At 63.5% G+C, this 25,216-nt stretch carries 17 protein-coding genes; 12 read left to right on the forward strand and 5 right to left on the reverse strand.

Translation table 11 applies throughout. The annotated features are described in order from the left end of the window. Positions 1 to 18 precede the first annotated feature (18 nt). On the forward strand, positions 19 to 2,220 hold the full coding sequence (gene bglX, locus HUTA_RS05130; RefSeq protein WP_015788806.1) for a beta-glucosidase BglX: 2,202 nt from the start codon (positions 19 to 21) through the stop codon (positions 2,218 to 2,220). Positions 2,221 to 2,292: 72 nt separating this feature from the next. Further along, positions 2,293 to 3,300: a sugar phosphate nucleotidyltransferase gene (locus HUTA_RS05135; protein WP_015788807.1), complete on the forward strand. Its 1,008-nt coding sequence runs from the start codon at positions 2,293 to 2,295 to the stop codon at positions 3,298 to 3,300. 25 nt (positions 3,301 to 3,325) lie between these two features. Here HUTA_RS05135 and malQ read toward each other — a convergent pair whose 3' ends face one another. Further along, a complete protein-coding gene (gene malQ / locus HUTA_RS05140; protein ID WP_015788808.1) occupies positions 3,326 to 4,813 on the reverse strand; it encodes a 4-alpha-glucanotransferase in 1,488 nt (495 codons plus the stop codon). A 139-nt stretch (positions 4,814 to 4,952) separates the two neighbouring features. On the opposite strand from malQ, the gene HUTA_RS05145 reads away from it, so the two are divergent. Then, entirely contained in the window at positions 4,953 to 6,002 is a 1,050-nt protein-coding gene (locus HUTA_RS05145) for a glycosyltransferase family 4 protein (protein WP_015788809.1), read from the forward strand. A gap of 18 nt (positions 6,003 to 6,020) precedes the next feature. Here the strand turns inward: HUTA_RS05145 and HUTA_RS05150 are convergent, their stop codons facing one another. Next, positions 6,021 to 6,392 (reverse strand): DUF7510 family protein, encoded by a 372-nt coding sequence (locus HUTA_RS05150; RefSeq protein WP_015788810.1) that lies wholly within the window; start codon positions 6,390 to 6,392, stop codon positions 6,021 to 6,023. Positions 6,393 to 6,499: 107 nt separating this feature from the next. Between HUTA_RS05150 and malA the strand changes: the two genes are divergently transcribed. The 3 genes from malA (at position 6,500) to HUTA_RS05165 (ending at position 13,560) form a co-directional block, all read left to right on the forward strand. Beyond that, positions 6,500 to 8,524, forward strand: coding sequence for an alpha-amylase MalA (malA, locus tag HUTA_RS05155; protein ID WP_015788811.1), 2,025 nt, complete (start codon positions 6,500 to 6,502; stop codon positions 8,522 to 8,524). Positions 8,525 to 8,639: 115 nt separating this feature from the next. Next, positions 8,640 to 13,157: a glycoside hydrolase family 15 protein gene (locus HUTA_RS05160; protein WP_015788812.1), complete on the forward strand. Its 4,518-nt coding sequence runs from the start codon at positions 8,640 to 8,642 to the stop codon at positions 13,155 to 13,157. Positions 13,158 to 13,272: 115 nt separating this feature from the next. Continuing rightward, positions 13,273 to 13,560, forward strand: a complete 288-nt coding sequence (locus HUTA_RS05165) for a hypothetical protein (protein WP_015788813.1) — start codon at positions 13,273 to 13,275, stop codon at positions 13,558 to 13,560. A gap of 88 nt (positions 13,561 to 13,648) precedes the next feature. On the opposite strand, the gene HUTA_RS05170 is transcribed toward HUTA_RS05165, so the two are convergent. After that, positions 13,649 to 14,776: an ORC1-type DNA replication protein gene (locus HUTA_RS05170; RefSeq protein ID WP_015788814.1), complete on the reverse strand. Its 1,128-nt coding sequence runs from the start codon at positions 14,774 to 14,776 to the stop codon at positions 13,649 to 13,651. A gap of 95 nt (positions 14,777 to 14,871) precedes the next feature. After that, on the reverse strand, positions 14,872 to 17,853 hold the full coding sequence (locus HUTA_RS05175) for a hypothetical protein (protein WP_015788815.1): 2,982 nt from the start codon (positions 17,851 to 17,853) through the stop codon (positions 14,872 to 14,874). 293 nt (positions 17,854 to 18,146) lie between these two features. Between HUTA_RS05175 and HUTA_RS05180 the strand changes: the two genes are divergently transcribed. The 3 genes from HUTA_RS05180 (at position 18,147) to HUTA_RS05190 (ending at position 19,742) form a co-directional block, all read left to right on the forward strand. Next, positions 18,147 to 18,770 (forward strand): helix-turn-helix domain-containing protein, encoded by a 624-nt coding sequence (locus HUTA_RS05180; protein WP_015788816.1) that lies wholly within the window; start codon positions 18,147 to 18,149, stop codon positions 18,768 to 18,770. Between the two features lie 15 nt (positions 18,771 to 18,785). Beyond that, positions 18,786 to 19,346: a hypothetical protein gene (locus tag HUTA_RS05185; protein WP_015788817.1), complete on the forward strand. Its 561-nt coding sequence runs from the start codon at positions 18,786 to 18,788 to the stop codon at positions 19,344 to 19,346. A 108-nt stretch (positions 19,347 to 19,454) separates the two neighbouring features. Then, positions 19,455 to 19,742, forward strand: coding sequence for a hypothetical protein (locus HUTA_RS05190; RefSeq protein ID WP_015788818.1), 288 nt, complete (start codon positions 19,455 to 19,457; stop codon positions 19,740 to 19,742). Between the two features lie 128 nt (positions 19,743 to 19,870). On the opposite strand, the gene HUTA_RS05195 is transcribed toward HUTA_RS05190, so the two are convergent. After that, the gene (locus tag HUTA_RS05195; RefSeq protein ID WP_015788819.1) at positions 19,871 to 20,968 is read right to left on the reverse strand and encodes a DUF1616 domain-containing protein; all 1,098 of its coding nucleotides are present in this window, start codon (positions 20,966 to 20,968) and stop codon (positions 19,871 to 19,873) included. A 487-nt stretch (positions 20,969 to 21,455) separates the two neighbouring features. On the opposite strand from HUTA_RS05195, the gene HUTA_RS05200 reads away from it, so the two are divergent. Genes HUTA_RS05200 through HUTA_RS05210 form a run of 3 tightly spaced genes read left to right on the forward strand, consistent with a single transcriptional unit; the run spans position 21,456 to position 25,213 of the window. Further along, positions 21,456 to 22,802: a glycosyltransferase family 2 protein gene (locus HUTA_RS05200; protein ID WP_015788820.1), complete on the forward strand. Its 1,347-nt coding sequence runs from the start codon at positions 21,456 to 21,458 to the stop codon at positions 22,800 to 22,802. A 6-nt stretch (positions 22,803 to 22,808) separates the two neighbouring features. Next, positions 22,809 to 23,915 (forward strand): non-hydrolyzing UDP-N-acetylglucosamine 2-epimerase, encoded by a 1,107-nt coding sequence (wecB, locus tag HUTA_RS05205; protein WP_015788821.1) that lies wholly within the window; start codon positions 22,809 to 22,811, stop codon positions 23,913 to 23,915. Beyond that, a complete protein-coding gene (locus tag HUTA_RS05210; RefSeq protein ID WP_015788822.1) occupies positions 23,912 to 25,213 on the forward strand; it encodes a nucleotide sugar dehydrogenase in 1,302 nt (433 codons plus the stop codon). Before wecB ends, HUTA_RS05210 begins: the two co-directional genes overlap by 4 nt. Positions 25,214 to 25,216: the final 3 nt, after the last annotated feature.

A 25,216-nucleotide genomic window follows, 5' to 3' on the forward strand; every position in this document is an offset into this window, starting at 1 on the left:
GTCGAGTGCGTTCGAACAATGACAGGAGTCAGCAACACGGCGCTCACCGAATACGTGGACGAGCAGCGACGCGAGGCTATTGCCGAGCGAGTCGAGGAACTGCTCGCAGCGATGACCATCGAGGAAAAAGTCGGGCAGCTAAACCAGCGGTCGGTCAGTTTTGTCACGGGGTCGGAAGACGACACCGACGATCTCGAAACGGCGATCGCCGATGGGGAGGTCGGATCCGTACTCAATGCACAGGGACTCGATGCAAAGCGGCACCTCCAGGAGATCGCCGTCGAGGAATCCAGACTCGGCATCCCGCTGGTGATGGCTTTCGACGTCATCCATGGCTACCGGACGGTGTTCCCGACGCCGCTGGGCCAGGCAGCCAGTTGGGAACCGGACCTCGCCGAGCGAGCGGAACGCGTCGCCGCGACGGAAGCCAGCGCCGACGGCCACCACTGGACGTTCGCCCCGATGGTCGACGTCTCCCGGGACCCACGGTGGGGCCGGGTCATGGAAGGGTCGGGCGAGTCCCCCGTCCTCGGGAGTGCGTTCGCCCGGGCGCGCGTCCGGGGATTCCAGGGCGATGATCTCGCTGATACCGACACAATGCTCGCCTGCGCGAAGCACTTCGCCGGGTACGGCGCGAGCGAGGCCGGGCGGGACTACAACACCGTCAACGTCTCCGAGACGGCGCTCCGAGACAGGCATCTCCCGCCGTTCGAAGCCGCGGTCGAGACGGGCGTCGCGACGGTCATGAACGCGTTCAATACCATCGAGCGAATCCCTGCGAGCGGTAACGAGAGTCTGGTCTCGGGCGTCCTCAAGGGCGAGTGGGGATTCGAGGGCGCAATGGTGTCCGATTGGGACTCCTTCGGTGAGCAAATGCCACACGGTGTCGCGGCGGACGAACGCGAGGCCGCCAAACGCGCCATGCTGGCCGGGTCGGACGTCGACATGGTGAGTGAAGTCCTGCTCGAGGAGCTGCCCGAGCTCGTCCGCGACGGCGAGGTGCCCGAGTCGCGACTCGACGACGCCGTCGCGCGCGTCCTCTGGATGAAAGGCCTCCTCGGTCTCTTCGAGGACCCGTATCAGTACTTCGACGAGGATCGGCGTGAAGCCGTCACTCGCACGGACGAACAACGCGAGACTGCCCGGGAGGTCGCCGAACGATCGTTCGTCCTGCTGAAAAACGAGGGCGTCCTCCCGCTCGAGGACGACGCTGAGGTCGGAGTCGTCGGTGCACTGGCCGACAGCGACGAGGACACCCTCGGCGCGTGGGCGTGGGGCGGCGATCCCGAGGACGTGACCACGATCCGCGCGGGACTGGACGATCACTTCGACGGCGTTCCCTACGCGGCTGGCTACGACCTGCCGGGCGAGGTGACCGACGAAACGCTGGCTGACGCCCGCGAAGTCGCCGAGGCGTCGGACGTGGTCGTGTGCGTCGTCGGCGAGCCAGCAGACATGACCGGCGAGGCTGCGAGTCGGGCGCACGTCGATCTGCCCGACGAGCAGCGTCGGCTGCTGGAAGCCCTCCACGACACCGGAACGCCGGTGGTCGCGCTGCTGATGAACGGCCGCCCGCTGGCGGTCGAGTGGCTCGACGAGCACCTCCCGGTCATTCTGGACATCTGGCATCCGGGCACCGAAGCAGGCCCGGCGGTCGCCCGAGTGCTCGCCGGCGACACCTCCCCCGGTGGTCACCTGCCGATGAGTGTCCCCTACACCGAGGGCCAGATCCCGGTCGCTCACGACCGACTGCCGACGGGCCGACCGGCGGACCAGGCCGAACGCGAGGAGGAGTACGTCTCGGCATATCTCGACGTGCCCAACGAACCGCTGTACGCCTTCGGCCACGGCGAGAGCTACACCGACTTTGCCTATAGCGACCTCTCGCTGTCGACGGACACCCTCGTGCCCGGTGCGACGCTCGAAGCGAGCGTCACCGTCGAGAACACCGGCGATGTCGCGGGGCGTGACGTTGTCCAGTGGTACGTCCATGACCTCGTCGGCAGTCGGTCACGGCCGGAGAAAGAACTGATCGCCTTCGAGACAGTGGATCTCGAACCGGGCGAATCAGCGACCGTCACGGTCGAGATCGAGGAGAGCGACCTGGCGTTCTGGACTGCCGAGGAAGCGTGGGCCGCCGAACCCGGCGAATTCGATCTCATGGTCGGCCATGCGGCCGATGACATCGTCGATACCGAGCGCTTCGCGTTCGAAGCGTAGGCCGGACTCGACACGCGAACAAACGTTGCGGTCACCGGCACACAGAAGTAGGTTGATATTGTGTGTCACGATATGGACGCTGTTGTACTGGCTGGTGGGTTCGCGACGCGACTGTGGCCGATCACCCGCAATCGGCCGAAGATGTTCCTCCCGATCGGTGACACGACAGTCATCGATCGCATCTTCCGCGAACTCGAAGCCGACGACCGGATCGAGGACGTCTACGTCTCGACCAACGAGGAGTTCGCCGACGAGTTCCGCAACCACCTGGCCGACTCGCCCTTCGAGAAGCCACGCGTCTCGGTCGAGGAGGCCCGGGCGGAGGACGAGAAGTTCGGCGTCGTCGGCGCGCTGGGCGAACTCGTCGAGCGCGAGGGGATCGACAGCGATACGCTGGTGATCGCGGGCGACAACCTGATCAGCTTCGACATCTCGGCGTTCATCGACGCCTTCGAGGCCAACAACGGCCCGACGATCGCCGCCTACGATGTCGGCGACCTGGAGAGTGCAACGCAGTACGGCGTGATCGATGTCGACGACGACCGGGTTGTCGAGTTCCAGGAGAAACCCGACGATCCGGCGAGCACGCTCGTCTCCATCGCGTGCTATGCCTTCCCCGCGGAGACGATCGGGCTCTTCGATACGTACCTCACCGGCGAGAACAACCCTGACGAACCCGGCTGGTTCATCCAGTGGCTCATCGACCGCGAACCGGTGTACGCCTTCCCCTTCGAGGGAGCCTGGTTCGACATCGGGACCCCCGACGGGTACCTCGATGCCGTCTCGTGGTACCTCGACGGCGGGACGCTCGTCCATCCCGACGCGACGGTCGAGGGATCGGACCTCGGCGAGAACGTCCACGTCATGGACGGCGCGACGGTGGTCGACTCGAAGCTCGAACGGTCGGTCGTCTTCCCGGACGCGACACTCGATCGGTGCCGGATCGTCTCCTCGCTCATCGACCAGGAGACCGAACTCGAAGACGTCAACCTCTCGAACGCCCAGATCGGGGCCCACACCTCACTCACGCAGACGCCACCGGACCCCTGGGTGTGGGAACAACATCGCGACTCCGAGTGATCGCGCGACGGAAATCGATCGGGGGCTACCGGAGGGACGCGCGCGTGACTGCTGCCAGCCGATCAGCGGTGTCCGCGTCGAGTTCGTCGGCAGTCACCCGCCAGGTCCAATTGCCCTCGCCGGTACCCGGCTGGTTCAGTCGGGCATCGCTCCCGCGTTCGAGCAGATCCGGCACTGTCGTCATCGCCAGGGCCGCGTCGGAGTGCCAGACGGCCTCGATCAGATCCCAGGCGATCGAATCCCCGTCGGTCGCCAGCGCGTATTCGAGGCAATCGCGTTGCTCGGCCGAGAGCTTCTCGTAGAATCCCACCGCAGTGTCCGTGTCGTGCGTCGACGTGTAGCCGACGCAGTGGTCCGGATAGACCGTCGGTTTGTAGCGGTGGCCCTCCCGACACCAGTCGGCGTACTGCGGGACGCGCATCCCCGGAAACTCGAAGCGATCCCGGAGTGCAACCATGCTCTCGTCGAGAAAGCCCAGATCCTCGACGACGAACGGCAACTCCCCGAGTTCGGCCCGGATCGTCTCGAAGAAGTCCGCGCCGGGTCCGGGTCGCCACTCGCCGGCGGCAGGGTCGTCGGCGTCGGCCGGGATGGCCCAGTACTCGTCGAAGGCCTTGAAGTGGTCGATGCGGGCGATATCAACCAGCGAGAGCAGTCGGTCCAGCCGGTCGCGCCACCAGCCATAGTCCTCGGCCCGGAGCGTCTCCCAGTCGTAGACCGGGTTGCCCCAGCGCTGACCATCGTCGCCGGGATTCGGCGGGACACCCGCGACCGCGGTCGGCCCCCCCTCGTCGTCGAGTTCGAAGGCCTCGGGGTTCGCCCAGACGTCCGCCGAGTCCCAGGCGACGTAGATCGGGAGGTCGCCGACGAGTGAGATACCACGCTCGTCGGCCGCCGCCCGCAGCGCGCGCCACTGCTCGTCGAAGAGCCACTGGACGAACGCGTGATACCGGATCGCCTCGGCATGGGTCTCCCGCGCGGCCTCGAGTGCCGGAGGGTCGCGTCCGGCGAGGTCGGCCGGCCACTCGGGCCAGGGCACCCCGTCGTAGGCCGCTTTCAGCGCGGTGAACAGGGTATAGTCCCTGAGCCACGTGGCTTCGCGCTCACGGAACGCCTCGAAGGCCGCCCGGTCGTCCGCCTCGGCGCTCGCCTCGAACCCGTCGAAGGCCGCGCTGAGACGTTCACGCTTGAAATCAGTCACAGTGTCGTACTGGACTGTACGTGGGTCGCCCGGCGGGTTCTCGAGTGTTTCCTCGTCGAGCCATCCCCGTTCGACGAGGGCGGTCAGGTCGACGAGGAGCGGGTTGCCGGCGAACGCCGAGGGAGAGGCGTACGGCGAGTGGCCGTGGACGCCACGGGTCGGCGTGACGGGACAGAACTGCCACAGCGATTGCTCGGCACGCTCCAGGAAGTCCAAAAACGTCCGCGCGCCGTCACCGAGGTCGCCGATCCCGTGCGGGCTGGGCAGCGAGGTGAGATGCAGGAAAACGCCGCTTTGCCGGTCGAAGGACATGCGGGACTCTTTTCACGGGTGGGATAAGTTCCTTGCGCGGGAAGAGACAGTGCGTTTGCCGCCAACGGGCAACATTGTCTGACACTCTCGGGAGAACGGAGCCAACAGGTAAGTAAATCCATTCACAAGAACGCACCAGATGGTACCGAAGGTGCTGATGCTCGGCTGGGGATTCCCGCCGAACGTGAGTGGCGGTCTCGATACAGCTGTCGGGGAACTGTTCGAGCAGTTCGAACCCCGCGACGACATCGAGATCGAACTGGTATTGCCAGCCGAATACGCACCGGATCGCGACGGGATCTACGGCGTGCCGACGGGCGAGGGTGACGTCGCGGACCGCATCAACCGGCTCGCGGGCGAGTTCGCCGACCGGGCAGCCGACGCCGACATCGTTCACACCCACGACTGGTTCGGCTACGGGCCGGGGTCGCGCGCCTGTCGGAGCCACGACTGTACGTGGGTGACGACGTTTCACTCGCTGACGAGCGATCGCAACCGGAACCCACCCGATCGCGAACGCCAGACCGAGCAACGCATCGTCGAGGGGGCTGACCACCTCATCGCCGTGAGTGAACTCGTCCGCCAGTCAGTTCGCGAGCAGTACAACGGCGATTCGCGGGTGATCTACAACGGCTTCTCCGCGGTCGAGACGACCGGCCGGGATGTCAAAGCCGAACTCGACATTGATGGAGCCATGCTGTTTTTCGTCGGCCGGCACACTCACCAGAAGGGAATCGAACACCTCGTCTACGCCATGGATCGGTTCGAGCCAGGAGAGGTGACGCTCGTCGTCGGCGGCACCGGCCACCTGACCGACCGCTTGCGGCGGTTCGTCGATATTCTGGGCGTCGAGGAGATGGTCAAGTTCGTCGGATACGTGCCCGAGAGCGAACTCGGCGATTACTACGAGAGCGCGGATCTGTTCGTCTCGCCGTCGCTCTCGGAGCCCTTTGGCATCACGATCGTCGAGTCACTGTCGGTCGGAACCCGCGTCGTCGCCTGCGAGTCGGGGGCGGCCGAGGTCCTGCCCGAGGGGTGTATCGTCGAGGTTGAACCGGACTCGAAATCGATCGCGAACGGTATCAGGCAAGCGCTCGACGCCGGCCCGCTCCCAGATTACGAGGAACGAACGTGGGACACGGTCGCCGACGAGCACGTCGCGTTCTACCACGAGCTCCTTGCGGAGTGAGGACGCGTCTCGAGGCTTCTATCGCAGAATCCGAACGTCATCGGCGGGTTCGGGGTGGACCACCCGAAACCCGTCGGCCGTCGGGTTGACTCCGAGTGCGACGTCAGGCTGGCGGCGTGATCCGTATGGACTGTCGTCCTGAATCCCTTCGTAGGGGCTGTCGCCGCTGCTCCCCGCGGTCGCACTGTCGCTGTCCCCGGTTGGCCGATACGGGCTGGGCTCGCCGTCGTGTTCGCCCTCCTCGGGGGGCAGATAGACGCGTTCGCCCGACACGGAATTGACGACGACTGCCACGTTCCGGTTCCCGGTGACCGTGACCACCGTTCGGCCGTCCTCGAACTCGGTGGTGACGTTGATCGGCGGCCCACCGCCGCGAGCACCCTGAGACATACCCACAGGTCCGGCGAGTTCGGCCTTAAGCGTTCTGACGAGGGGGCGCGGAAAATATGTCAACACCACAAGGACAAAGGCACCGGTCACCGACGCTCTAGATACGAATGCATCACCCCGGCCCACCCCACTTCGTCGCCGTCGGCGAAGCAATCGAACTCGCCCCCCGCGATCCGGACCCGGAAGCGACCTACGCGTGGGACGTGACCGCCCGACCGGACGGATCGACAGCGACCGTCGGCGACGACCCCGTCGAGCATCTCGAACCCGACGTCGCGGGAACCTACGTCGTTCACCTCGCGGCCCCCGACGGCGGCCACGACCTCACCGTTCGCGCGTTCGCGTCGGAACTGACCCCCTCGACGGGCGGCGTCTCCGGGGCATCGGGCGTTTCGGCGGGCGAGAGTGGATTCGAGAGCGGGGGATCCGGATCGGGCGGTCGATCGGGCAGTGCTCGCGCCGACGCCGTAACCGGTGACGGGGGCCGACCCCGGCTCACCCTCGAACCCGCGATCGAGGGGGACGAAGCCGTCGTCCGGGCCGATCCGCTCCCGCATCCCGACGGACCGGAGACGTCGGCCGACCTGGCCGTCGAATTTCTGCTCGACGACCGGGACAATGTCGACCGCGAGGCGGTGACCATCGATGAGACCGAGCTCCGGGTTCCGCTCTCGGCGATCGACGACAGACTACGGGTGCACGCCGTCTCGGTCGGGGATCGAGGCTACAGCGTCCCGGACGCCGTCGAGTTCGCGCGGGAGGACCCGACCGGGTCGGCAGTCACGGATGGGAGCGTGACTGCCAGTCACATCTACGAGCCACCCGCGTGGGCCGAGGACACGATCATCTACGAGATCTACGTCCGGACCTTCGCGGGCCAGGCAGGTGATCAGCGGAGCGGTGGCGATGGAGCGGCTGCGGGCGAGGGGGAAACCGAGCGCTCGGCCTTCGACGCGATCGTCGACCGGCTGGACTACATCGAGTCCCTCGGAGTGGATACCCTCTGGCTGACGCCGGTCCTGGAGAACGACCACGCGCCCCACGGGTACAACATCACGGACTTCTTCTCGATCGCCGAGGATCTTGGGTCACGGGCCGATTACGAGCGCCTCATCGCGGCCGCCCACGACCGCGGGATGAACGTCCTGTTCGACCTCGTGTGCAATCACTCCGCGCGAACCCATCCGCACTTCCAGGCGGCCGTCGCCGATCCGGACAGCGAGTACCACGAGTGGTACGAGTGGCGCGGCCCCGGCGAGCCCGAGACGTACTTCGAGTGGGAGCACATCGCGAACTTCGACTTCACGCACCTGCCGGTCCGGCGACACCTCCTCGACGCGATCGATCAGTGGGCCCCACTGGTCGACGGCTTCCGGATCGACATGGCGTGGGCCGTGCCGAACAACTTCTGGCGGGAGGTCCACGACCGGGCGAAAGCCATCGACAGCGAGTTCCTGCTACTCGACGAGACGATCCCGTACATTCCGGACTTCCAGGGCGGGTGTTTCGACATGCACTTCGACTCGACCACGTACGCGGCGCTGCGTCGGGTGGGCAACGGCGCGCCGGCCGCGGAAGTGCTCGATGCTGTCGACGAACGCGCAGCGATCGGCTTTCCGCCACATGCCGGGTTCATGCTGTACGCGGAGAACCACGACGAGACGCGCTATCTTGTCGAATGTGGTCGTGCGGCCGCCCGTGCCGCCACGGGCGCGCTGTTCACGCTGCCGGGGTCCCCACTGGTGTACGCCGGCCAGGAGTTCGGCCAGCGCGGCAAGCGCGACGACCTCGCGTGGGAACACGCCGACGAGGACCTCCAGGCGCACGTCCGACAGCTCGCGGCGGCGCGTCGCGACGTGACGGCGCTGGAATCGGCCGCGACACTCCATCGCATCGAGTGGACCGTTCAGTCGGGTGCGGCCGACCGTGTCGTCGCGTTCGGACGCGTTCGTGGCGACGATGCCGTCGTCGTCGTCCTGAACTTCGGGCCGGAGACGGCGACAGTCGAACTACCGATAGCGACCGGGACGACCGACGCAGTGTCCGGGAAGGCTGTCGGAACTGGCGAGGGGGGACTGCGGGTCGACAACGTTCTCGTCGTGCCGGCCGAGTCGGAGACGATCAAGGGGTAGCTCCCTCGCGGTGGATCCACCGGCCAGTAGCCACACGCGATGGGTTCACCAGTGAATCGACGCGATCTTTTCGGCAGGGAATGGGTTTATCCGCTCACACCCGTTTGGGGAAGGCATGCGGCTGACGACAGCGCTCAACGAGTTCAAGCGGTCTCGTGACGAGCGCTTTCCTGAAGAGAGTAGAACGGCCAGGGGGGCGTTCTCGGGGTACGAAGACCGTCTGGTCCACGTCCGGCCGGACGGTTCGGTGCGGGATTACTCGTCGCCACTGTCGGGGCTGTACGGCGTCGACCGGTCGCGCCTCGGGATCGAAACGCCCGACGGGATCACGTGGTTTGCCGACCTCGAGACGATCCGCCAGCACTACTATCGTGATACGCGCCTCGTCGAGACGGAGTACGACGCCGGGTCCTACACCATCCACCAGTACGACCTGACGCTGGGGCGCGCCCACGTCACGCACGTCGAACTGCGGGGCTCGATCCCCGCCCAGGCCCGGCTGGTGGCGTTCATCACGCTGGCCCCCGAGGGCAAGGAAGGCGGTGTCGGCGCGCTGATTCACAACGACGGCGGGCCCGACGGCACCCAGGCCTTGGAAGTGTACCACCGCCGGGAGCACGACTACCTAGCGGCCTCGACCGGGCTGGACTCGGTGCGCGGCCAGCGTCCCGAACAATTCGAGGAGATCGTCGACGACGCGCCCGTCGAGTTCCCCCGCGGGTCGGTCACGCGGGCCTACGACCAGACGCGACTCAGTGGCGACTTCCTGGTGAGCGCGCCCCTGGAGGAGGTCGGACGGGGATCCCGGACGACGCTGGTGAGTCAGTTGTCCGACCACGACGAGATCGATCGCGGAACGGCACTCGCTGACTTGCGGACCTGTGCGCTGGAACACGACAGTGCGGACAGCTTGCGAGCGGCGGCGCGGGACCGAACCGTCGTGACCGTCCCGCAGTCGGTCCCCCGGTCGGATCTCGTCCGGACGGATATGCGCGTGCTGGACCTGCTCGAGGCACGATCCGGTGGCCACATCGCCGCGCCCGAGTTCGACCCCTTCTTCGCCAATTCCGGCGGGTACGGCTACGTCTGGTTCCGCGACGACGCCGAGATCGCGACCCACCTGCTGGCGGCGGGCGACCGGCTCGGCCTCGACGTGACCGGGGCCGTCGAGCGCAGCGCCGCCTTTCACTGTCGCCAGCAGTTGCCCGACGGCACCTGGCCCCACCGCGTGTGGGCGGTCGACGGCTCGCTCGCGCCGGGATGGGCCAACGCGAACGTCGAGCACAACGACGACTCCCTGGAGTATCAGGCCGACCAGACGGCGTCGGTCACGGCGTTCCTGGCGACGTTGCTCCGGGAGCGCCACGGCGAACTCGACGACGAGTTGACCGTCGAGGTCCGGGAGACAGTCGTCGATGCGGTCGATGCGCTCACCCGGAATATCGACGACGGCCTCCCGGCACCCTGCCAGAACGTCTGGGAGGACGCTGTCGGTCAGTTCACCCACACCGCAGCCAGGTACATCGAGGCGTTGTCGGCGGTCGCACGAGCCCCACTCCGAAAGCCGATCCGCGAGCGGGCTCGTGAGGCGGCCGAGACGGTGTTCGGCGGGCTCGACCAGCTGTGGGACGAGGAGACGGAAAGTTACGTGATGCGACTGGACGAAAACTACGCCGACCGCCGGACTGACGCGGCCTCGCTGGCACTGGTCGACGCCGTCCGGGAGTACGATCACATCGAGGGAGCGGCGATCGACGACGACTGTCTCGATCGCCTCGTCTCCCACGTCGAGACCGTGCTCGAAACGCTGCATCGCGATCCGGACGGTGACGTGGCGGGGCTGATCCGCTACGAGGGCGACCGGTGGCGGTGTGGCGACCAACACGAGGAGAAGATCTGGTCGGTGACGACGGTCTGGGGCGCGCTGGCGGCGGCGCAACTGGCCACGCTCCTGGAGTCTCACGGTCGCGACGGCGAGTCGTTCCTGGAGCGGGCCGGCGAGCTCTACGATCTGTTCAGCGCGGACGGCCCGTTGACGACTCCGGCTGGCTACCTCACCGAGCAGGTGTTCGACGACGGGAGCCACGACAGCGCGGCCCCGCTCGGCTGGTCACACGCGCTCCGGCTGCACGTGACCGCGTTGCTCGATGAAGCCGACGCGCTTCCGACGACGGCCGAGATCGAGGGACCAACCGAGCGGCCGACCTGGACGACCGGCGAGAAGTTCGGGCTGTTGACCGCGGCGGATCACTACGAGGACGACCCCTCCCGGATCTGGTGTACGCTGACCAGGGGCGCAGTCACCGAGGTGCGGTTCCCGCGAGTCGACCTGATGAACCTCCGGACGCTGGACTTCCTGATCCGGTCGAGTGACGGCGAGTACACCGTCCGGACCCATCGGGAAACCCGCCGGGCCGACGATTCGGTCGAGCGCCGGGTGGAACCACTCGACGACGAGTCCTTGCGCTTCCGGCACGTCTTCGTCGAGACGGGCGACGGCCGCGGCCACGAGTGGGAACTCACCGTCGAGTACGCCGTCGATCCCGCCCACGACGCGCTGTTGGCCGACGTGGACTTCGAGGCAGCCGATGGCGAGGACTACGATCTCTTCGCGGTCGCCGATACGTCGCTGACCAACACCGGGACGGCCGAACGCGGCCTGCGACTGGGCGAGCCGGGCGCACATCACCTCGTCGCCCGGGACCCGACGGCCTACACCGGCGAGACGGACGACCCGCTGCTGGTCGACGAGGAGGGAGAGGCTTACTCCGTCGCGATGGCGATGACCGCCACGACGCGGTTCGACTGGGCGACGGTGGCCGCCGCCGGCAGCGACCACCTCAAGGACCTGTTTGCCGACGGCGAACTCCCGCCGCCCAAAGACGACGTCGACAACGAGAACATCGTCCTCCTGGGTCGGATCGGGAGCGGCGAACGGACCGTCGAGACGCTGGCGCTCGGGTTCGCTCGCTACGCCGACACGGCGGCAGCACTCGGCGAGGCGACCGGGGCCCTCGATCGCGGCTACGGGATGGCGGAGGCCGCCTACGACGACACCTGGGCGGCGTTCCTGGCCGACAAGCCCGTCCCTGCAGCGATCGCAGACGACGAGGACCTGGCCGCCCAGTACCGGACTGCGCTGATGAGTCTGCTCGCGGTCGAGGACAAGACCTATCACGGCGCGTCGATCGCCTCGCCGTCGGTGCCGTGGGGGGTCGCAGTCGACGCCGACGAGCCCAAGGGCTACGGCTACAACTTCGTGTGGTCACGTGACCTCTATCAGGTCTTTACGGTCTTCGAGACGGTCGACGAACTCGCGATCGCGACCAGCCAACTCGAGTACATCTACGCGTTCCAGCAGGACGAGACGGGGTTCATCCCACAGAACACCTACGTCAACGGCCGGACGCGGTGGGGCGGCGAGCAGATGGACAACATCTCGTTCCCGCAGGTGATGGCCGCCCAGCTCTACGAGCGCGGCGTGGGCTTCGAGGAGGCTGACTACGACTACGTAAACGTGGCACGGTCGGCCGACTACGTCGCCCGCAACGGCCCCGACACCGCCCAGGAGCGCTGGGAGGAGGAATCGGGCTACTCACCCTCGTCGATCGCGACGGAGATCGCCGGGCTGACGGCCGCGAGTTACCTCGCGAGCGAGACCGGTCACGACGCCGACGCACTCGTCTGGCAGGCAGTCGCCGACGAGTGGGCCGCGTCGGTCGAGAGCTGGACCGCGACGACGACTGGGACCGACCGGCACACGACGACACCGTACTACGTCAGGGTCGCCCGCGACGGGGATCCCGACGCCGGCTATCTCCGGACGCTGGCCAACGACGGGCCGACGCTGGACGAGCGCAACGTCATCGACGCCGGCTTCCTCGAACTCGTCCGGTTGGGTATCACGCCCGCCGACGATCCCGTGATCGAGAACTCGCTCGTGGAAGTCGACGACACGATCCGCGTCGACGTGGGCGACGCCGCCGGGTTCTACCGGTACAACGGCGACGGCTACGGCGAGCGCGAGGTTGGCGATAAGGGTGCGCCCTGGTCAGTCGAGCATTCGGGGAAAGGGCGGCTGTGGCCGCTGCTGACGGGCGAACGCGGCGAGTACGAACTCCTCGCCGAGACGGAGATGACGGCAATGGAGTGTCTGGAGTCGATGGCCCAGTTCGGAAACGAGGGACGGATGATCGCCGAGCAGGTCTGGGATCGCGACGTCGAGACCGACTACGGGTGGGAGTTCGGCGGCGGGACCGGCGCGGCGACCCCACTCGCCTGGGCGATGGCCCAGTACGTCCGGTTGGCTCACGGCCTCGATACCGGCGAACCCGTCGAGACGCCCGCGATCGTCGCCGATCGGTTCCGCGAGCGGGGCCTGCACGACGCCGAGCGTCCCGACCTCCGGGTCGAGACGACGTTCCGGGGCAACGCCATCGAAGTCTTCGGCGAGACGACAGCGAACGTCGTGGCCGTCAAGAGTCCCGTCGACTCGACGGTCATCCCGGTCGAGGACGGGACCTTCCAGGGGACACTCGAGGTCGAACACGGCGAGGGACAACTGCTGGTCGCTGCTGGAAGCGATACCGAACTCGAAGACGCCACGACGGCGATCCGTCGACTCCGAATCTGAACGGGTGCCCCTCGTCGCCACCCGATCGAGCGAACCCGGATCACGCGACGTCTCTGGCCGGCAGGATAGTCACGCCGCACGGCAGGTATATATCCGACCCGGGTGAACTGTGGGTATGGTCCTAGAAAACCTAACACTGTTCGAGGTACACCTCGATAACGCGCGAATCGGCCCGTCGATCGACGATGAAGACAACCCGGAGACCGATGCGCCCACCGCGGACGAGACCACCGACGGCGACGGGTGTGCCAGCTCAGTCGGTCGCCTCGTCGTCGCGAGCGTGGTCGTCTCGATCGTCGTCTCACTGATCGCCAGGAAACTGGCCGGCGACGACACAGAACCCGACGTCGCCATCGACGCACCCGAGGAGAGCGACGCCGTCGACGTGGCGACCGAGGACTGAGGCAGGACAGTCGAAGACTAAAGCTGGGAAGATGAGGCAGGACAGTCGAAGACTAAAGCTGGACAGTCGAGGATCGAGACGGGCCGCCCTATAGCCGGTCCGTGATGGCTTCGGGCTCGTACTGCAAGGAGAGTTCCCGCGAACGCCCCCGGCCGTCGACGCTGGTGTAACTGGTCTCGATGAGGCCGAGTTGGTCGAGTTTCTTGATGATCTCCGAGTACCGGGTGTACCCGAGGTCGGTCTCCTCGGCGAACGTCTCGTAGACGTCGCCCGCGAGTTCGCCCTCGTGGTCGGCGATCACCGCCAAAAGCGTCTGTTCGCTGTCGGAGAGTCCCTTGAGATGCCGAGAGAGGTGGACGTGTTTGGACTTCTCGAAAGCCGCCTCGACGTCCTCGCGCTCGATCTGTTTGCTGGCACGCATCTCGGCGTTCAGCCCCGCCCGGCGCAACAGGTCGATGCCGACCCGGAGGTCCCCGCCCTGGTCGGCGGTGAGTTCGGCGACGCGGTCCAAAATCGGCGCGTCGACGACGCCTTCGTGGAACCCACGCTCGACACGCTCGTCGAGGATGTCGACGATCTCGGGTTCGTCGTACTTCGGGAAGTAGACTTCCTCCGGGCGGAAAACGCTCTGGACGCGACCGTCGAGTTCCTCGATGACGTCTAAGTCCAGATCCGAGGAGACGACGACCACGCCGATCTTCGCCCCGGAGTGGGCCTCGTGGGCGCGAAGGAGCGAGTAGAGGGTGTCGGAGGCCTCACCTTCGTAGAAGAGATAGTTGATATCGTCCAGGGCGACGGCCAGGACCTCCTCCTCGTCGACGAGTTTCTCGGTGATCTGGCCGAAGAGTTTCTTGAAGGAGATGCCGCTGGCCGGCGGTTCGTACTCGAAAACGCTCTCGAACAGCCGCGAAAACACTGCATATCGCGTCGAATCGACCTGACAGTTGACGCGGGCGACCCGGACGTCCGTCTGGGAGCCGAGTTCGCCGTAGAGTTTCTGGACCGCCGTCGTCTTGCCCGTCCCCGGCGGCCCGCGGGCGATGACGTTGAGTGGCCGGGATCCGCGGACGGCCGGCCGGAGGGCGTACTTCAGGCTCTCCATCTGGCTCTCGCGGTGGCGGAACGTCTCGGGGACGTAGTCGATCTCGAAGACGTGCTCGTCCCGGAAGACGGATTCGTCCCAGGAGAGCATCCCCTCCTCGGGGTCGTCGGTCATCGTTTGCAGAACGCTCGGGACGCTACTTAACTGTTGGCGGGTGACTTCCGGAAACGGTGTATTCGGCACGGGGACGGTGCTTCAAAAGCGAAGGGTCAGGAACCGCGCGCCCGCTCTTTCAGCGCCTCGAGATGGCCACGCTTCTCGGCGAGGACGACCGCGACGAGCACGACGCCGACGATTGCAAGCACGACCGATTGCATTGTCAGCGCACCGAACAGGCTCTCGATGATGCTTCGGATCGCCTCGCCGACGCCGGTTCCGGACAGCTCGTCTTCGGACGATTCGAGGGCGGTATCGACGATATCGAGGACTGGAACGCGCGCGATGAGTCCGACTGCAGCGCCGACGATTCCGGCGACGAGCAACGAGTAGCCCGTCGTCGCGACCGTGCGGTGGATCGACCGGGTGATGGCGTAGACGACGCCGATCAGTGCCAGGAAGACGAGCGGGAGGACCAGCGTGAGCGTCCCGAGCAACCCGACACCGGTCCGGGCGGTGTTCAGGGCGTCAGCCAGCTCGCCGGTGACGTTCCCGAGTTCGATCCGATCGTCGACCCGGTCGTCGATCCGCTGGCGGAGTTCCGTAGCGAGTGAATCCGCCAGGGCAGCCTCGGCGTCGTCACGCTGGCTCGCGTACCCGTCATAGGAGAGATCGGGGTGGGTCAGCCCATCGATGACCGTGTTCTGAAGCGCGACGACGTCATCGAGGGTGTCTTCGGAAACCCGATCGCCGAACTCGTTTCGAATCCGCTCGGCAGCGTCCGCTTTGACGTCCGTGCCGGCCTCGCTGAGTTTGGTGGTGAGTTCACGATCGAAGGAGTCTTCGAGTGCGGCTTCGGCGTCGTCACGCTGGCTCGCGTAGTCGCTGTACTCGTCGAGATCAGGATGGGTCAGCCCGTCGATGACCGTGTTCTGGAGCCCGACGATGTCATCGAGGGTCTCGTTCGACACGGCGTCACCGTACTCCGAACGAACTTGCTCGGCAGCCTCGGCTTTGATCTCTTCGTTGGCCTCGCGGAGTCGATCCTCGAGCTCGGCGGTGAGAGAGCGTTCCAGGGCGACCTCGTTTTGGTCACGCTGGCTCGCGTATTCGTCGAAGTCGGTGAGGTCGGGATGAGTCAGCCCGTCGATGACCGTGTTCTGGAGCCCGACGATGTCATCGAGGGTCTCGTTCGACACGGAGTCGCCGTACCGGTCGCGGGCCTGCTCGGCAGCGTCTGCCTTGATCTCCTTGTTCGCCTCGAGGAGTCCGTCGTCGAGTTCGCGGTCGAAGGAGTCTCCCAGGGCAGCTTCGTCGGCGTCACGCTGGCTGGCGTACTCATCGAAGTCGGTGAGGTCGGGATGAGTCAGCCCGTCGATGACCGTGTTCTGGAGCGCGATGATGTTGTTGACTGTCTGGTTGTCGACCTCGTCGCCGTACTCGGTGCGGATCTGGTCGGCGGCGGTGGCTTTCATCTCCTCGTTGGCCTCCCGCAGTCCGTCGTCGAGTTCGCGACCGAACGAGTCCGCAAGCGCCGACTCGTCGGAGTCTCGGCGGGTCGCATACGTGTCGTAGTCCTCGAGATCGGGGTCGGTCAGCCCGTCGATGGTCGTGTTTTGCAGTGCGGCGATGTCATCGAACGTGTCTTCGGAGACGTTCTCGCCGTAGTTGTCCCGCGCCTGCGCAGTCGCGTTCGCTTTCAGTTCGGCGTTGATCTCCTCCAGAGCCGTATCGACCTGGGAAGCGGTCGCAAACGACGGTAAATCCTCCCGGACCTGATCGCGGATTTCCTCCCGAACCGCCGCGTAGCCGTCGGAATCCTCGTTCAGCCGCTCGATCATGTCGTCGGTGACGTCGATCCGCTGCGTGGCGGATGCGAAGTCGAGTTCCTGGACGATGTCGACTGTATCGACGACGACCGCGCCGTTCTCATCGACGTCGACCGGGAACTCCTCGACGGCCTGTCTGCGAACGTCGACGCGCACGGCGTCGTACCCCGACTGGTTTGCGTTCAGCCGGGCGATCATCCCGTCGTCGACTGTGAAGTCCTGTTCGGCCGTGACGTTCTGTTCCTGGGCGATATCGACCGTGTCGACCACGACCTCGCCGTTCTCGTCGAGCGTCACTGGGAACTCCTCGACGGCCTGTCTGCGAACGTCGACGCGCACGGCATCGTACCCTGACTGGTTTGCGTTCAGCCGGGCGATCATCGCGTCGTCAATCGAGACATCCTGGCTATCAGACGAGAAGTTGGCCTCACGCGCGATATCGACCGTATCGACCTCGACACTCCCGTCCTCGGCGATATCGAGCGGGATATCCTCCTGGGCGAGTCCTTGGGCACGAATGTCAGCCCGGGCGTCCGCGTACCCGGACTCGTTCGCGTTCATCCGGACCAGCATCGCGGTGTCGACCGTGACGCCGTTGCGTTCGGCCTCGAACTCCGTGTTTCGGAGGAACGTCTCCGTGTCGACGACGACGGAGCCGTTCGCGTCGATCGAAACCGGAACGTCCGCCCCCTCGACGGCCTGTGAGCGAAGCTGGATCCTGGTTTGCTCGTAGCCCTCCTGGTTTTCGTTCAGCCGGACGAGCATCTCGCTGTCGACCGTGACGCCGGCCGTCGTCACGTTGACGCCGCGTTCGTTCGCTAGAGCGACCGTATCAACGGCGATGGTGTCGTTCGCGACGTACTCGCCCAGCGAGTCCTTGACGGGCACGAGGTCGACCGCCAGGGCGAGTTCCTCGGCGTCACCGTTCAGATAGGCAAGCAATTGCTCGACGTTGGCCGAAACCTCCTCGTCGACGTACGCCTCCGTCAACGCTGTCTCGGCCGCGGCCCGACTGTCGAAATCCAGCGTGATCCCCGCCGGAATCTCGTCAGCCCGCTCGTCGAGCGTCGTGTTGAGTTGGTCGCTGATCCGGTCCTGCCCCTCCGTCGCCACGGACGCGTAAACGCCCTCCTCCTCGAACGTATCAGTGAGATGGTCGCTGTCGAGGACGGTCCCGTTGACCGCGAACGCGGCACTGGCCCCGGCGATCGAGAGGACCATTATGATCGCCACGACCACGACACCGATGCGTTTGAGCAGACTCATGATCGACACCTCTTGGCTGGCCACAGCGCGACAGGGAATGGATTGATCATCTTGTTCTCGGTACTGATTACCACGCTTGCAGGCTACAAAGACGTTGGGTGTCCGGGGCCGGTAGTGTTCAGAGAAGGATCTAACCAGAGTGAGACTGCCCTGAAAGCCCTCGCCAGTTTCGGTCCACCAGGATTCGGCAGATTTGGAAGCAGAAACAGACTCTTTGGTCACTGCGTATCTGAACACCACGCCGGGGCCAGTGGCAAACGTTTATTGTTTCGAGTTTCGTAATAGTATACAAGATGAGTTACGATACCGAGCATGTACGAAACGCAGCGGATCCGCCAGGGATAATCACTGGTATTCCAACGTTTGCCGAATTACTCGATAATGCCGCACTAGCTGGTCTCTACACTACAATAAGACAGTCTTCGACCGCAACTGGTCCTGAACTCGTCAAAACTTCGGACGTCTCGAAGAAGACAGTATACGACTATCTACACAAATTGGAGCGAGCCGGCTTGATACGGAAGACCGGCGATGATGGGGGCACTGCCAGATACGTCGCTGAAGGGTTCGAACTGACAGTGACAGTCCGTGAAACAGCAGTGACAATCACACCGGAACTTATCGAGGTCATCGCCCACAGGAACGACTACCCGCCTATCGAGCGTGTGCTCAACGAGCGCGGAATCACCACGTTCGCTCTCGTTTACGATCTCGTCAAAGCACATAGTGAGGGCGACGTCACAATTCGGCAAATCGCCGATCTCACGGACCTCGCTCCGGGAACGACATATGATCTCGTTGACGCGCTCTATTCGGTTCTCTCGCTTGGTGACGATGAATCGAGTCCGACGACATATACGCCAGCTGATTTCGATGCGGAAGGAAACGATTTGCTTGTGGAAATGGACGACGAGTGAATCTCGTAGTGATCGATGTATACTGCAAATATCGCCGACACAGTGATCTTCCGGAGTTTGGGAAAGCATCCCAATTCGCGACTAAAAGCGCTTGCGTCAGCCCTCGAAGAAGCGGGGACAGCGATCTGGGTTCCCCCAGCAGTGTACCACGAACTGACGGATCCAGCGAGTACTGACTCGCCGAGGAATCCATACCTGGATCCAGCGATCGAAGCGGGGTGGGTCCGGGTAGCGACACCACTTCCAGGGGATCGAAACGCTGGGTTCGATAGTCACGGCGACCCAGTCAAAAACGCACGCGTTGTCGCTGACGAGTTTCTCAATCAGCAGAGCAAGTATCCGGAAACGAACAACTGGCAGGACGCCGCGATCGTTGCCTTGGCAGTCCGCCTCTTTGAGGAGAACACACGAATCCGCGTGATAACCCACACGGCGGACCAGAATCTCGCACGAGCATGCGCCCGGATCCCGCCGGAGTTCGGCTACTACGATATCGAGTCCCGATATTACAACCCGCCACAGACAGCGAAGACCGAGTTTCCCACTGTCGATCAGCTCACGTGGCGTGGTCGATGATGCCGCCGGGATTCGGGTACGGATCAGCAGAACCGAAACCACTTCTCGAACTACTCGAACCGCCACCAGGGCCGGTATCTTGATTGTCCAGTCAGCCGAATGTGGCGTATGAGCAGGCTCCGCCGTCTCGGCTACAGTGCCGCCGTCGGGATCACCGTGTTCGCCTTGCTGTCGATCCCTGTCCTGGGCCAACTGTACGGCCCTGTCGTCTACCTGCCCGTCTACGCCCTCGTGGCGATCGTTGCCGGTGGTCTCACCTGGGCACTGCTTCGTCGCATCTCGACGGCGGACGAACGGGTGCAGGAAGCGATCGAGATAGAGCAGGGTCGGAGTCGGGACAATGCCGAGGAAGTGGACGTCGACGCCGAGATCGACCAGCTGAAAGACGAGGAGTGAGACGCACACGAAGCGTCCTGCACGACCGGATTGTCGGCGAATCACGGATGCTACCCTGTGACACCGCCAGATGAAGATGCGGTGAATCTAGTCGCGGCTTCACGTGAACAACGCGTAAACCCGCATGCTCATCCTGCCCCGTCGCTTGCGACGTCAACCCAGAGCGCGAGCCACCGGTAGGCCGACTCCGTCGAGGGATCGGCCGGTGGGTCACCGCGATACACCTGGTAGGTGAGTCGAAGATCGTCGCCGGCGAAGGGCGGCGCAACCGTGTGCTCCTGCAGCCAGGTCTCGTTGTGGGCCAGCGAGGTGCGGAAGCGATCGAGTTCGACGGCCCGATCGACGCGGATCGACATGTTGGTCGCCCGCGTCGCGTTCTGTGCAGTCCGATTGACCCGGGTCGAGCCATTTTCGAGCAACGTCACCTCCTGGAGTTCGACTACGATGGTGTAGTTGGTCGGCTCGTGCTCGTGGTTGGACACGCCGACGAGCAGTGACTGGGGTTCGCCGACGGTGAAGTTCGTCGGATAGTTGTCCGCAACGAGGTCGCCATCGTCGGATTCCGTCAGCAGGTACGCTTCAGTGAACGCTTCGCCCTGTTTCGGGACGGCGACGGCGTAGGCCACACTCGCTGTCGCGAGCAGAATACTAATGACGAGCAAGACATTCAACGCAGCGTCCGTCCGGCTGTTCGGTTCGAACAGTTCTTCGCCCGCACTGTCGATCCACTGGCGGTATGGAACTCGAAAGCGTTCTTCCGGCGGCAGTTCCTGGCGTCGGTAGGCTGCGATTGCCCCGGTCACGATAGTGAATATGCTCACCGTCACCATGATCGGGACGAGCCGGATTCCGAACGGCGTGAAATTGAGGACCAGTCCGAGCAGGGGAACGATGGCGATACTCAACCCGAACGAAAGGGCGACACGTTCGATGCCGTCGATTCCACCCTCGGCCGTGGACGGAGCGGCGTGTGATTCATCGGCCGTGTCCTCGGTGTCGACAGCCCGTTGTCCACGTTCCGGGAACAGTGCCGCGATGAATGCGTACCCAGGAATGAACAGCACGAACGGAAGGCCGAACACGACACGAAGAGGGGTGTCCTGGACGAACGGAAGAAACACGGAGAGGTTGACGGCGCCGACGAACGCGAACACGAACGCGAGATCGAACGGCAAGCGCCGAACGTTCTCGGGTAACAGTAATCGCCAGTCTGACCCGTGTGCCATTATGAGAGGTCAGTGATTCCGGCCCAATAAGACAGTCGATTGTTCGATTGTCGGCTGGAGGGAATCGAGTGACAATCTCGGCTGTATCTTTTGCACAACTGTGTCCAGGGAGGCAGACATCAATGATGAACCTGCAAGCAGGCCAGAGAGACCTGGCGATAGTCTCTATCCTCGCAAACTCTCAAGAGAAGTAGATATAGTATTAAAATTTCCCACATATAACATATTGTATATAGAGTTGTTCCAACGGGAACTACTATATGAGCGGGGCTGAAAACAGTCATTGAGTGAGGGTAATGACCTATTATATCTCTATCTCCGACAGGATCCATGCGGTAAGCGATCACTGTAATGTACATCGAGCCCTCAAGCGGTTCTGGATGTCCGTCGATCGTTCAAACAACCCGCTACCGACGGACCGGCAGAGAAACCAGTCGTTGTCACGACAGAACATCAGCGGAACGACACCACAAACGTTGCAGCTATCATGACCACGGGATCAAAACATCGGAAGAGTGAAACGATCCGGGTAGATGGAAAAATCGAGGGCAGGGGATCAGCGACAGACGATGCGCTGGTCGGGATCCGCGTCCTCCCGGGTGTTGACGAGGATCATCTCGCAGGTTCGATACTCCGGGCACGGAAAGCCGGTCACGACGTCGTAGTCTGTGCGTGTGGCGATGTCGGAGAAGCGGTGCTGACGTTCGCGGACGAGCTCAGTGTCCCGGTATTGTACACTGACTCCAACAGGCTGGACGCGGCAGATGCACTCGTTCCTCACGCACGGGAGGCTGGCTATCCAGGCGTCCTCTGGCAAGCCGATCCCGCCTCGCGAGTCGACTTCAAAGCGAGCGTAGATGCGCTGCAAGCAAGTAATCGATACGCAACCGAGGTCACGTCTGTGTGCTCGGAACCATCTGGCGGTGTGGACAGCACTTCCCAGGAGGGGATTGTCGTCGGCATCCCCGCCTACAACGAGGAGGTGGGCATCGGCAGCGTCGTCGTCGAGGCCAATCAGTATGCCGACGAGGTCGTCGTCGTCGACGACGGAAGTTCCGATCGGACCGTCCAGGTAGCGGACCGTTCCGGCGCGACCGTGATCGAACACGCGGAAAACCGTGGGAAAGGCGCGGCGTTGCGGACGCTCTTCGAGGGAGTTGAGCTCGACGGCGGTGACGTGCTCGTGACGATCGACGGCGACGGCCAACACGTCCCCGCGGAGATCGAGGACGTCGCCGAGCCCGTCCAGGAGGGCGACGCCGATATAGTGATCGGGAGTCGGTATCTCGACGGCGACGACGAGACCCCGCTGTATCGGCGCTTCGGGCAGACTGTGCTGGACACGGTGACTCCAGGAGGGGCCAATGGAGACCTCTCGGACACACAGAGCGGGTTCCGGGCCTTCTCGCCGACAGCAGTGGAGAAGATGGCGATCAGGACGGACGGGATGGGCGTCGAATCGGAGATGATCTCGGAAGCGAGTTCGAACGGGTTGGACATTACGGAGGTTCCGATCGACGTGCGATACGACGGGATCGACGGACAGACACACAACCCGCTCCGTCACGGGCTCGAGGTGCTGAACTTCCTCATCAAGCTGATCCGCGATCGCCATCCTCTGTTGTTCTTTGCACTGCCGGGAGTGGTTCTGTCACTGATCGGGAGTATAGTGGGATTCGACGCCGTCATCATCTATCAGAACCAAGGTGTGTTCTACCCGACGAAAGTCATGGTGGCCGGCTTCGCAACGATCCTGGGTATCTTGAGTATCTTTACGGGACTTACGCTGAACCAGTTCCAGAACATGATGCATTCGATGGCTGAGGGAGAGTGATTGACGGTGACTGAAGCGACAGTGGCTATTGCGCTTGGAACCCGTCCGGAAATCATCAAGCTCTCTCCCGTGATTCGGGAGTGTGAACGGCGGGACATCAACTACGAATTGATTCACACCGGCCAACACTACTCAGACAATCTGGATCAAGTGTTTTTCGACCAACTAGAGTTGCCCGATCCGGATCACCACCTGCAGGTGGGTTCGAAGTCCCACGGAAAACAAACTGGGGAGATGATCGCCGGCATCGAGGATATCCTGCTGGATGTCGAACCGGAGGTTCTGTTGGTGCAGGGTGATACGAATTCGGTCCTGGCAGGCGCGATCGCGGCAAGCAAACTCGATGTCGCACTCGGCCACGTCGAAGCCGGCCTTCGTAGTTTCGACCGTGAGATGCCCGAGGAGACCAATCGAGTCCTCACGGATCACGTTGGGGACTATCTGTTCGCTCCGACCGAGACGTCCGCGGACTATCTTCGTGATGAGGGGATCGACGACAAGCGAATCCATGTCACCGGAAACACGGTCGTTGACGCGGTTGGACGCCATCGCGAATTGGCTGCCGAGAAGAGTTCCGTCCTTGATGATCTTGGGGTTGCAGTCGGTGAGTTTGCACTGTTGACGGCCCACCGTGCGGAGAACGTGGACGAACGCGATCGGTTTGCGGAGTTGCTGACCGGCGTTGCGCGTGCGGCGTCGAGTCTCGATCTCGATGTCGTGTACCCGATCCATCCACGAGCAGAGAGTCGTCTCAATGAATTCGATCTGGACGTTCCGGATCGCATTCACCTGGTGGAGCCCCAGGAGTACCTCGACTTTCTCGAGCTAGAGCGAACGGCGCGGCTGATTTTCACGGATTCGGGGGGCGTGCAGGAAGAAGCCTGTATCCTGGGCGTTCCCTGTGTAACATTACGTGAGAATACGGAGCGCCCAGAAACGGTTGACGTGGGGGCGAACCGACTGGTCGGGACTGATCCGCAAACGATCCACGACGGAGCGTTAGCAATGACGAATTCAACAACAGACTGGGAAAATCCGTTTGGCGATGGGACTGCATCGGAACAAATAATGGCTACCCTGCGGCAGACACATTCAGTGAGGACTATACAATGAGTACGATTTGCGTCCACGGACTGGGGTACATCGGATTACCGACGGCGGCGATGCTTGCGAACCATGGACATCAGGTAACAGGATACGATTCGGACGAAACAGTTGTGCAAAGCCTGGCAAACGGAGATATCCATATAGACGAGCCGGGACTTCGAGCTTTTGTCACACAAGCTCTGGAATCCGGTCATCTCACCGTGAGTACTGAGGTCGAGGCCGCAAAATATCAGATCGTCGCAGTACCAACCCCGTTCGATGACGAAACCAAGGAAGCCACACTCGATTATGTTAAAGAAGCCGGCGAAGCGATCGCACCACATCTACGGGAAGGTGACACGGTCGTGCTTGAATCGACCGTGCCACCGGGGACGACAGTTGAGGTCCTCCAGCCGACACTGGAGAAGTCAGGGTTGACAGCAGGGACTGACTTCGCGCTCGTACACTGCCCAGAGACGGTACTCCCCGGAGACATTATTACGGAACTCAGGCAGAACGATCGCGTTTTGGGTGGCGTCAACGGTGTCTCGACACAAGCAGCGGTTCGCCTGTACGAGTCGTTTGTCGAAGGAGACATCTATACTGCCGAGAATGCGACTACAGCTGAGTTCGTCAAACTCATCCAGAACACGTTCCGAGACGTCAACATCGCGCTGGCCAACGAAATCGCTCTCGTCGGTGAGGATTACGGGGTGGACTCGCGGGAAGCCATCGAGATGGCGAACACGCACCCACGGGTCAACATCCACCAACCTGGTCCCGGCGTCGGAGGACATTGTCTCCCAATTGACCCGTGGTTCCTCGGATACGACTCCGAACAGCTCGATCTGATCAGCACTGCGCGAAATATTAATGACAGCATGCCCGGGCACGTTATCGAGATGCTTCGGGAGGAACTGGGTTCACTCGAAGGGAAACGTATCGCGCTGCTTGGCGTCGCGTACAAGGGCAACGTGGGCGATACCCGGCAGAGTCCGACGCTTGATCTAGCCGCTGAATTACAGGAAGCTGTTGCTGACGAGCAGAAGGCAGCAGCTGATGGCGGTAGATCCCAGTCAGCTGGGGGTATCGACATTCGATTGCACGATCCATACGTCGAGGATCAGACGTTGGACCTCATTGGACTCGAAGAGTCGGTTTCCGATGCCGATGCGGTCGTGATTGCAACGGATCACGACGAGTACGAGGAATTACCCATCGATAGATTTGAAGAACAGATGGCAGGCTCGCTTCTCGTTGATACGAAGGCTGTCCTCGATGTAGATGTCTGGACCAAGGAAGGCTTCACGGTAGAGCGAATCTAACAC

The sequence above is a fragment of the Halorhabdus utahensis DSM 12940 genome (assembly GCF_000023945.1).
Lineage (GTDB): Archaea > Halobacteriota > Halobacteria > Halobacteriales > Haloarculaceae > Halorhabdus > Halorhabdus utahensis.

Bases quoted from the DNA above. Each gene is read 5' to 3' on its own strand.
- bglX (WP_015788806.1), top strand. From the start codon at position 19: ATGACAGGAGTCAGCAACACGGCGCTCACCGAATACGTGGACGAGCAG.
- HUTA_RS05135 (WP_015788807.1), top strand. From the start codon at position 2,293: ATGGACGCTGTTGTACTGGCTGGTGGGTTCGCGACGCGACTGTGGCCG.
- malQ (WP_015788808.1), bottom strand. From the start codon at position 4,813: ATGTCCTTCGACCGGCAAAGCGGCGTTTTCCTGCATCTCACCTCGCTG.
- HUTA_RS05145 (WP_015788809.1), top strand. From the start codon at position 4,953: ATGGTACCGAAGGTGCTGATGCTCGGCTGGGGATTCCCGCCGAACGTG.
- HUTA_RS05150 (WP_015788810.1), bottom strand. From the start codon at position 6,392: ATGTCTCAGGGTGCTCGCGGCGGTGGGCCGCCGATCAACGTCACCACC.
- malA (WP_015788811.1), top strand. From the start codon at position 6,500: ATGCATCACCCCGGCCCACCCCACTTCGTCGCCGTCGGCGAAGCAATC.
- HUTA_RS05160 (WP_015788812.1), top strand. From the start codon at position 8,640: ATGCGGCTGACGACAGCGCTCAACGAGTTCAAGCGGTCTCGTGACGAG.
- HUTA_RS05165 (WP_015788813.1), top strand. From the start codon at position 13,273: ATGGTCCTAGAAAACCTAACACTGTTCGAGGTACACCTCGATAACGCG.
- HUTA_RS05170 (WP_015788814.1), bottom strand. From the start codon at position 14,776: ATGACCGACGACCCCGAGGAGGGGATGCTCTCCTGGGACGAATCCGTC.
- HUTA_RS05175 (WP_015788815.1), bottom strand. From the start codon at position 17,853: ATGAGTCTGCTCAAACGCATCGGTGTCGTGGTCGTGGCGATCATAATG.
- HUTA_RS05180 (WP_015788816.1), top strand. From the start codon at position 18,147: ATGAGTTACGATACCGAGCATGTACGAAACGCAGCGGATCCGCCAGGG.
- HUTA_RS05185 (WP_015788817.1), top strand. From the start codon at position 18,786: ATGTATACTGCAAATATCGCCGACACAGTGATCTTCCGGAGTTTGGGA.
- HUTA_RS05190 (WP_015788818.1), top strand. From the start codon at position 19,455: ATGAGCAGGCTCCGCCGTCTCGGCTACAGTGCCGCCGTCGGGATCACC.
- HUTA_RS05195 (WP_015788819.1), bottom strand. From the start codon at position 20,968: ATGGCACACGGGTCAGACTGGCGATTACTGTTACCCGAGAACGTTCGG.
- HUTA_RS05200 (WP_015788820.1), top strand. From the start codon at position 21,456: ATGACCACGGGATCAAAACATCGGAAGAGTGAAACGATCCGGGTAGAT.
- HUTA_RS05210 (WP_015788822.1), top strand. From the start codon at position 23,912: ATGAGTACGATTTGCGTCCACGGACTGGGGTACATCGGATTACCGACG.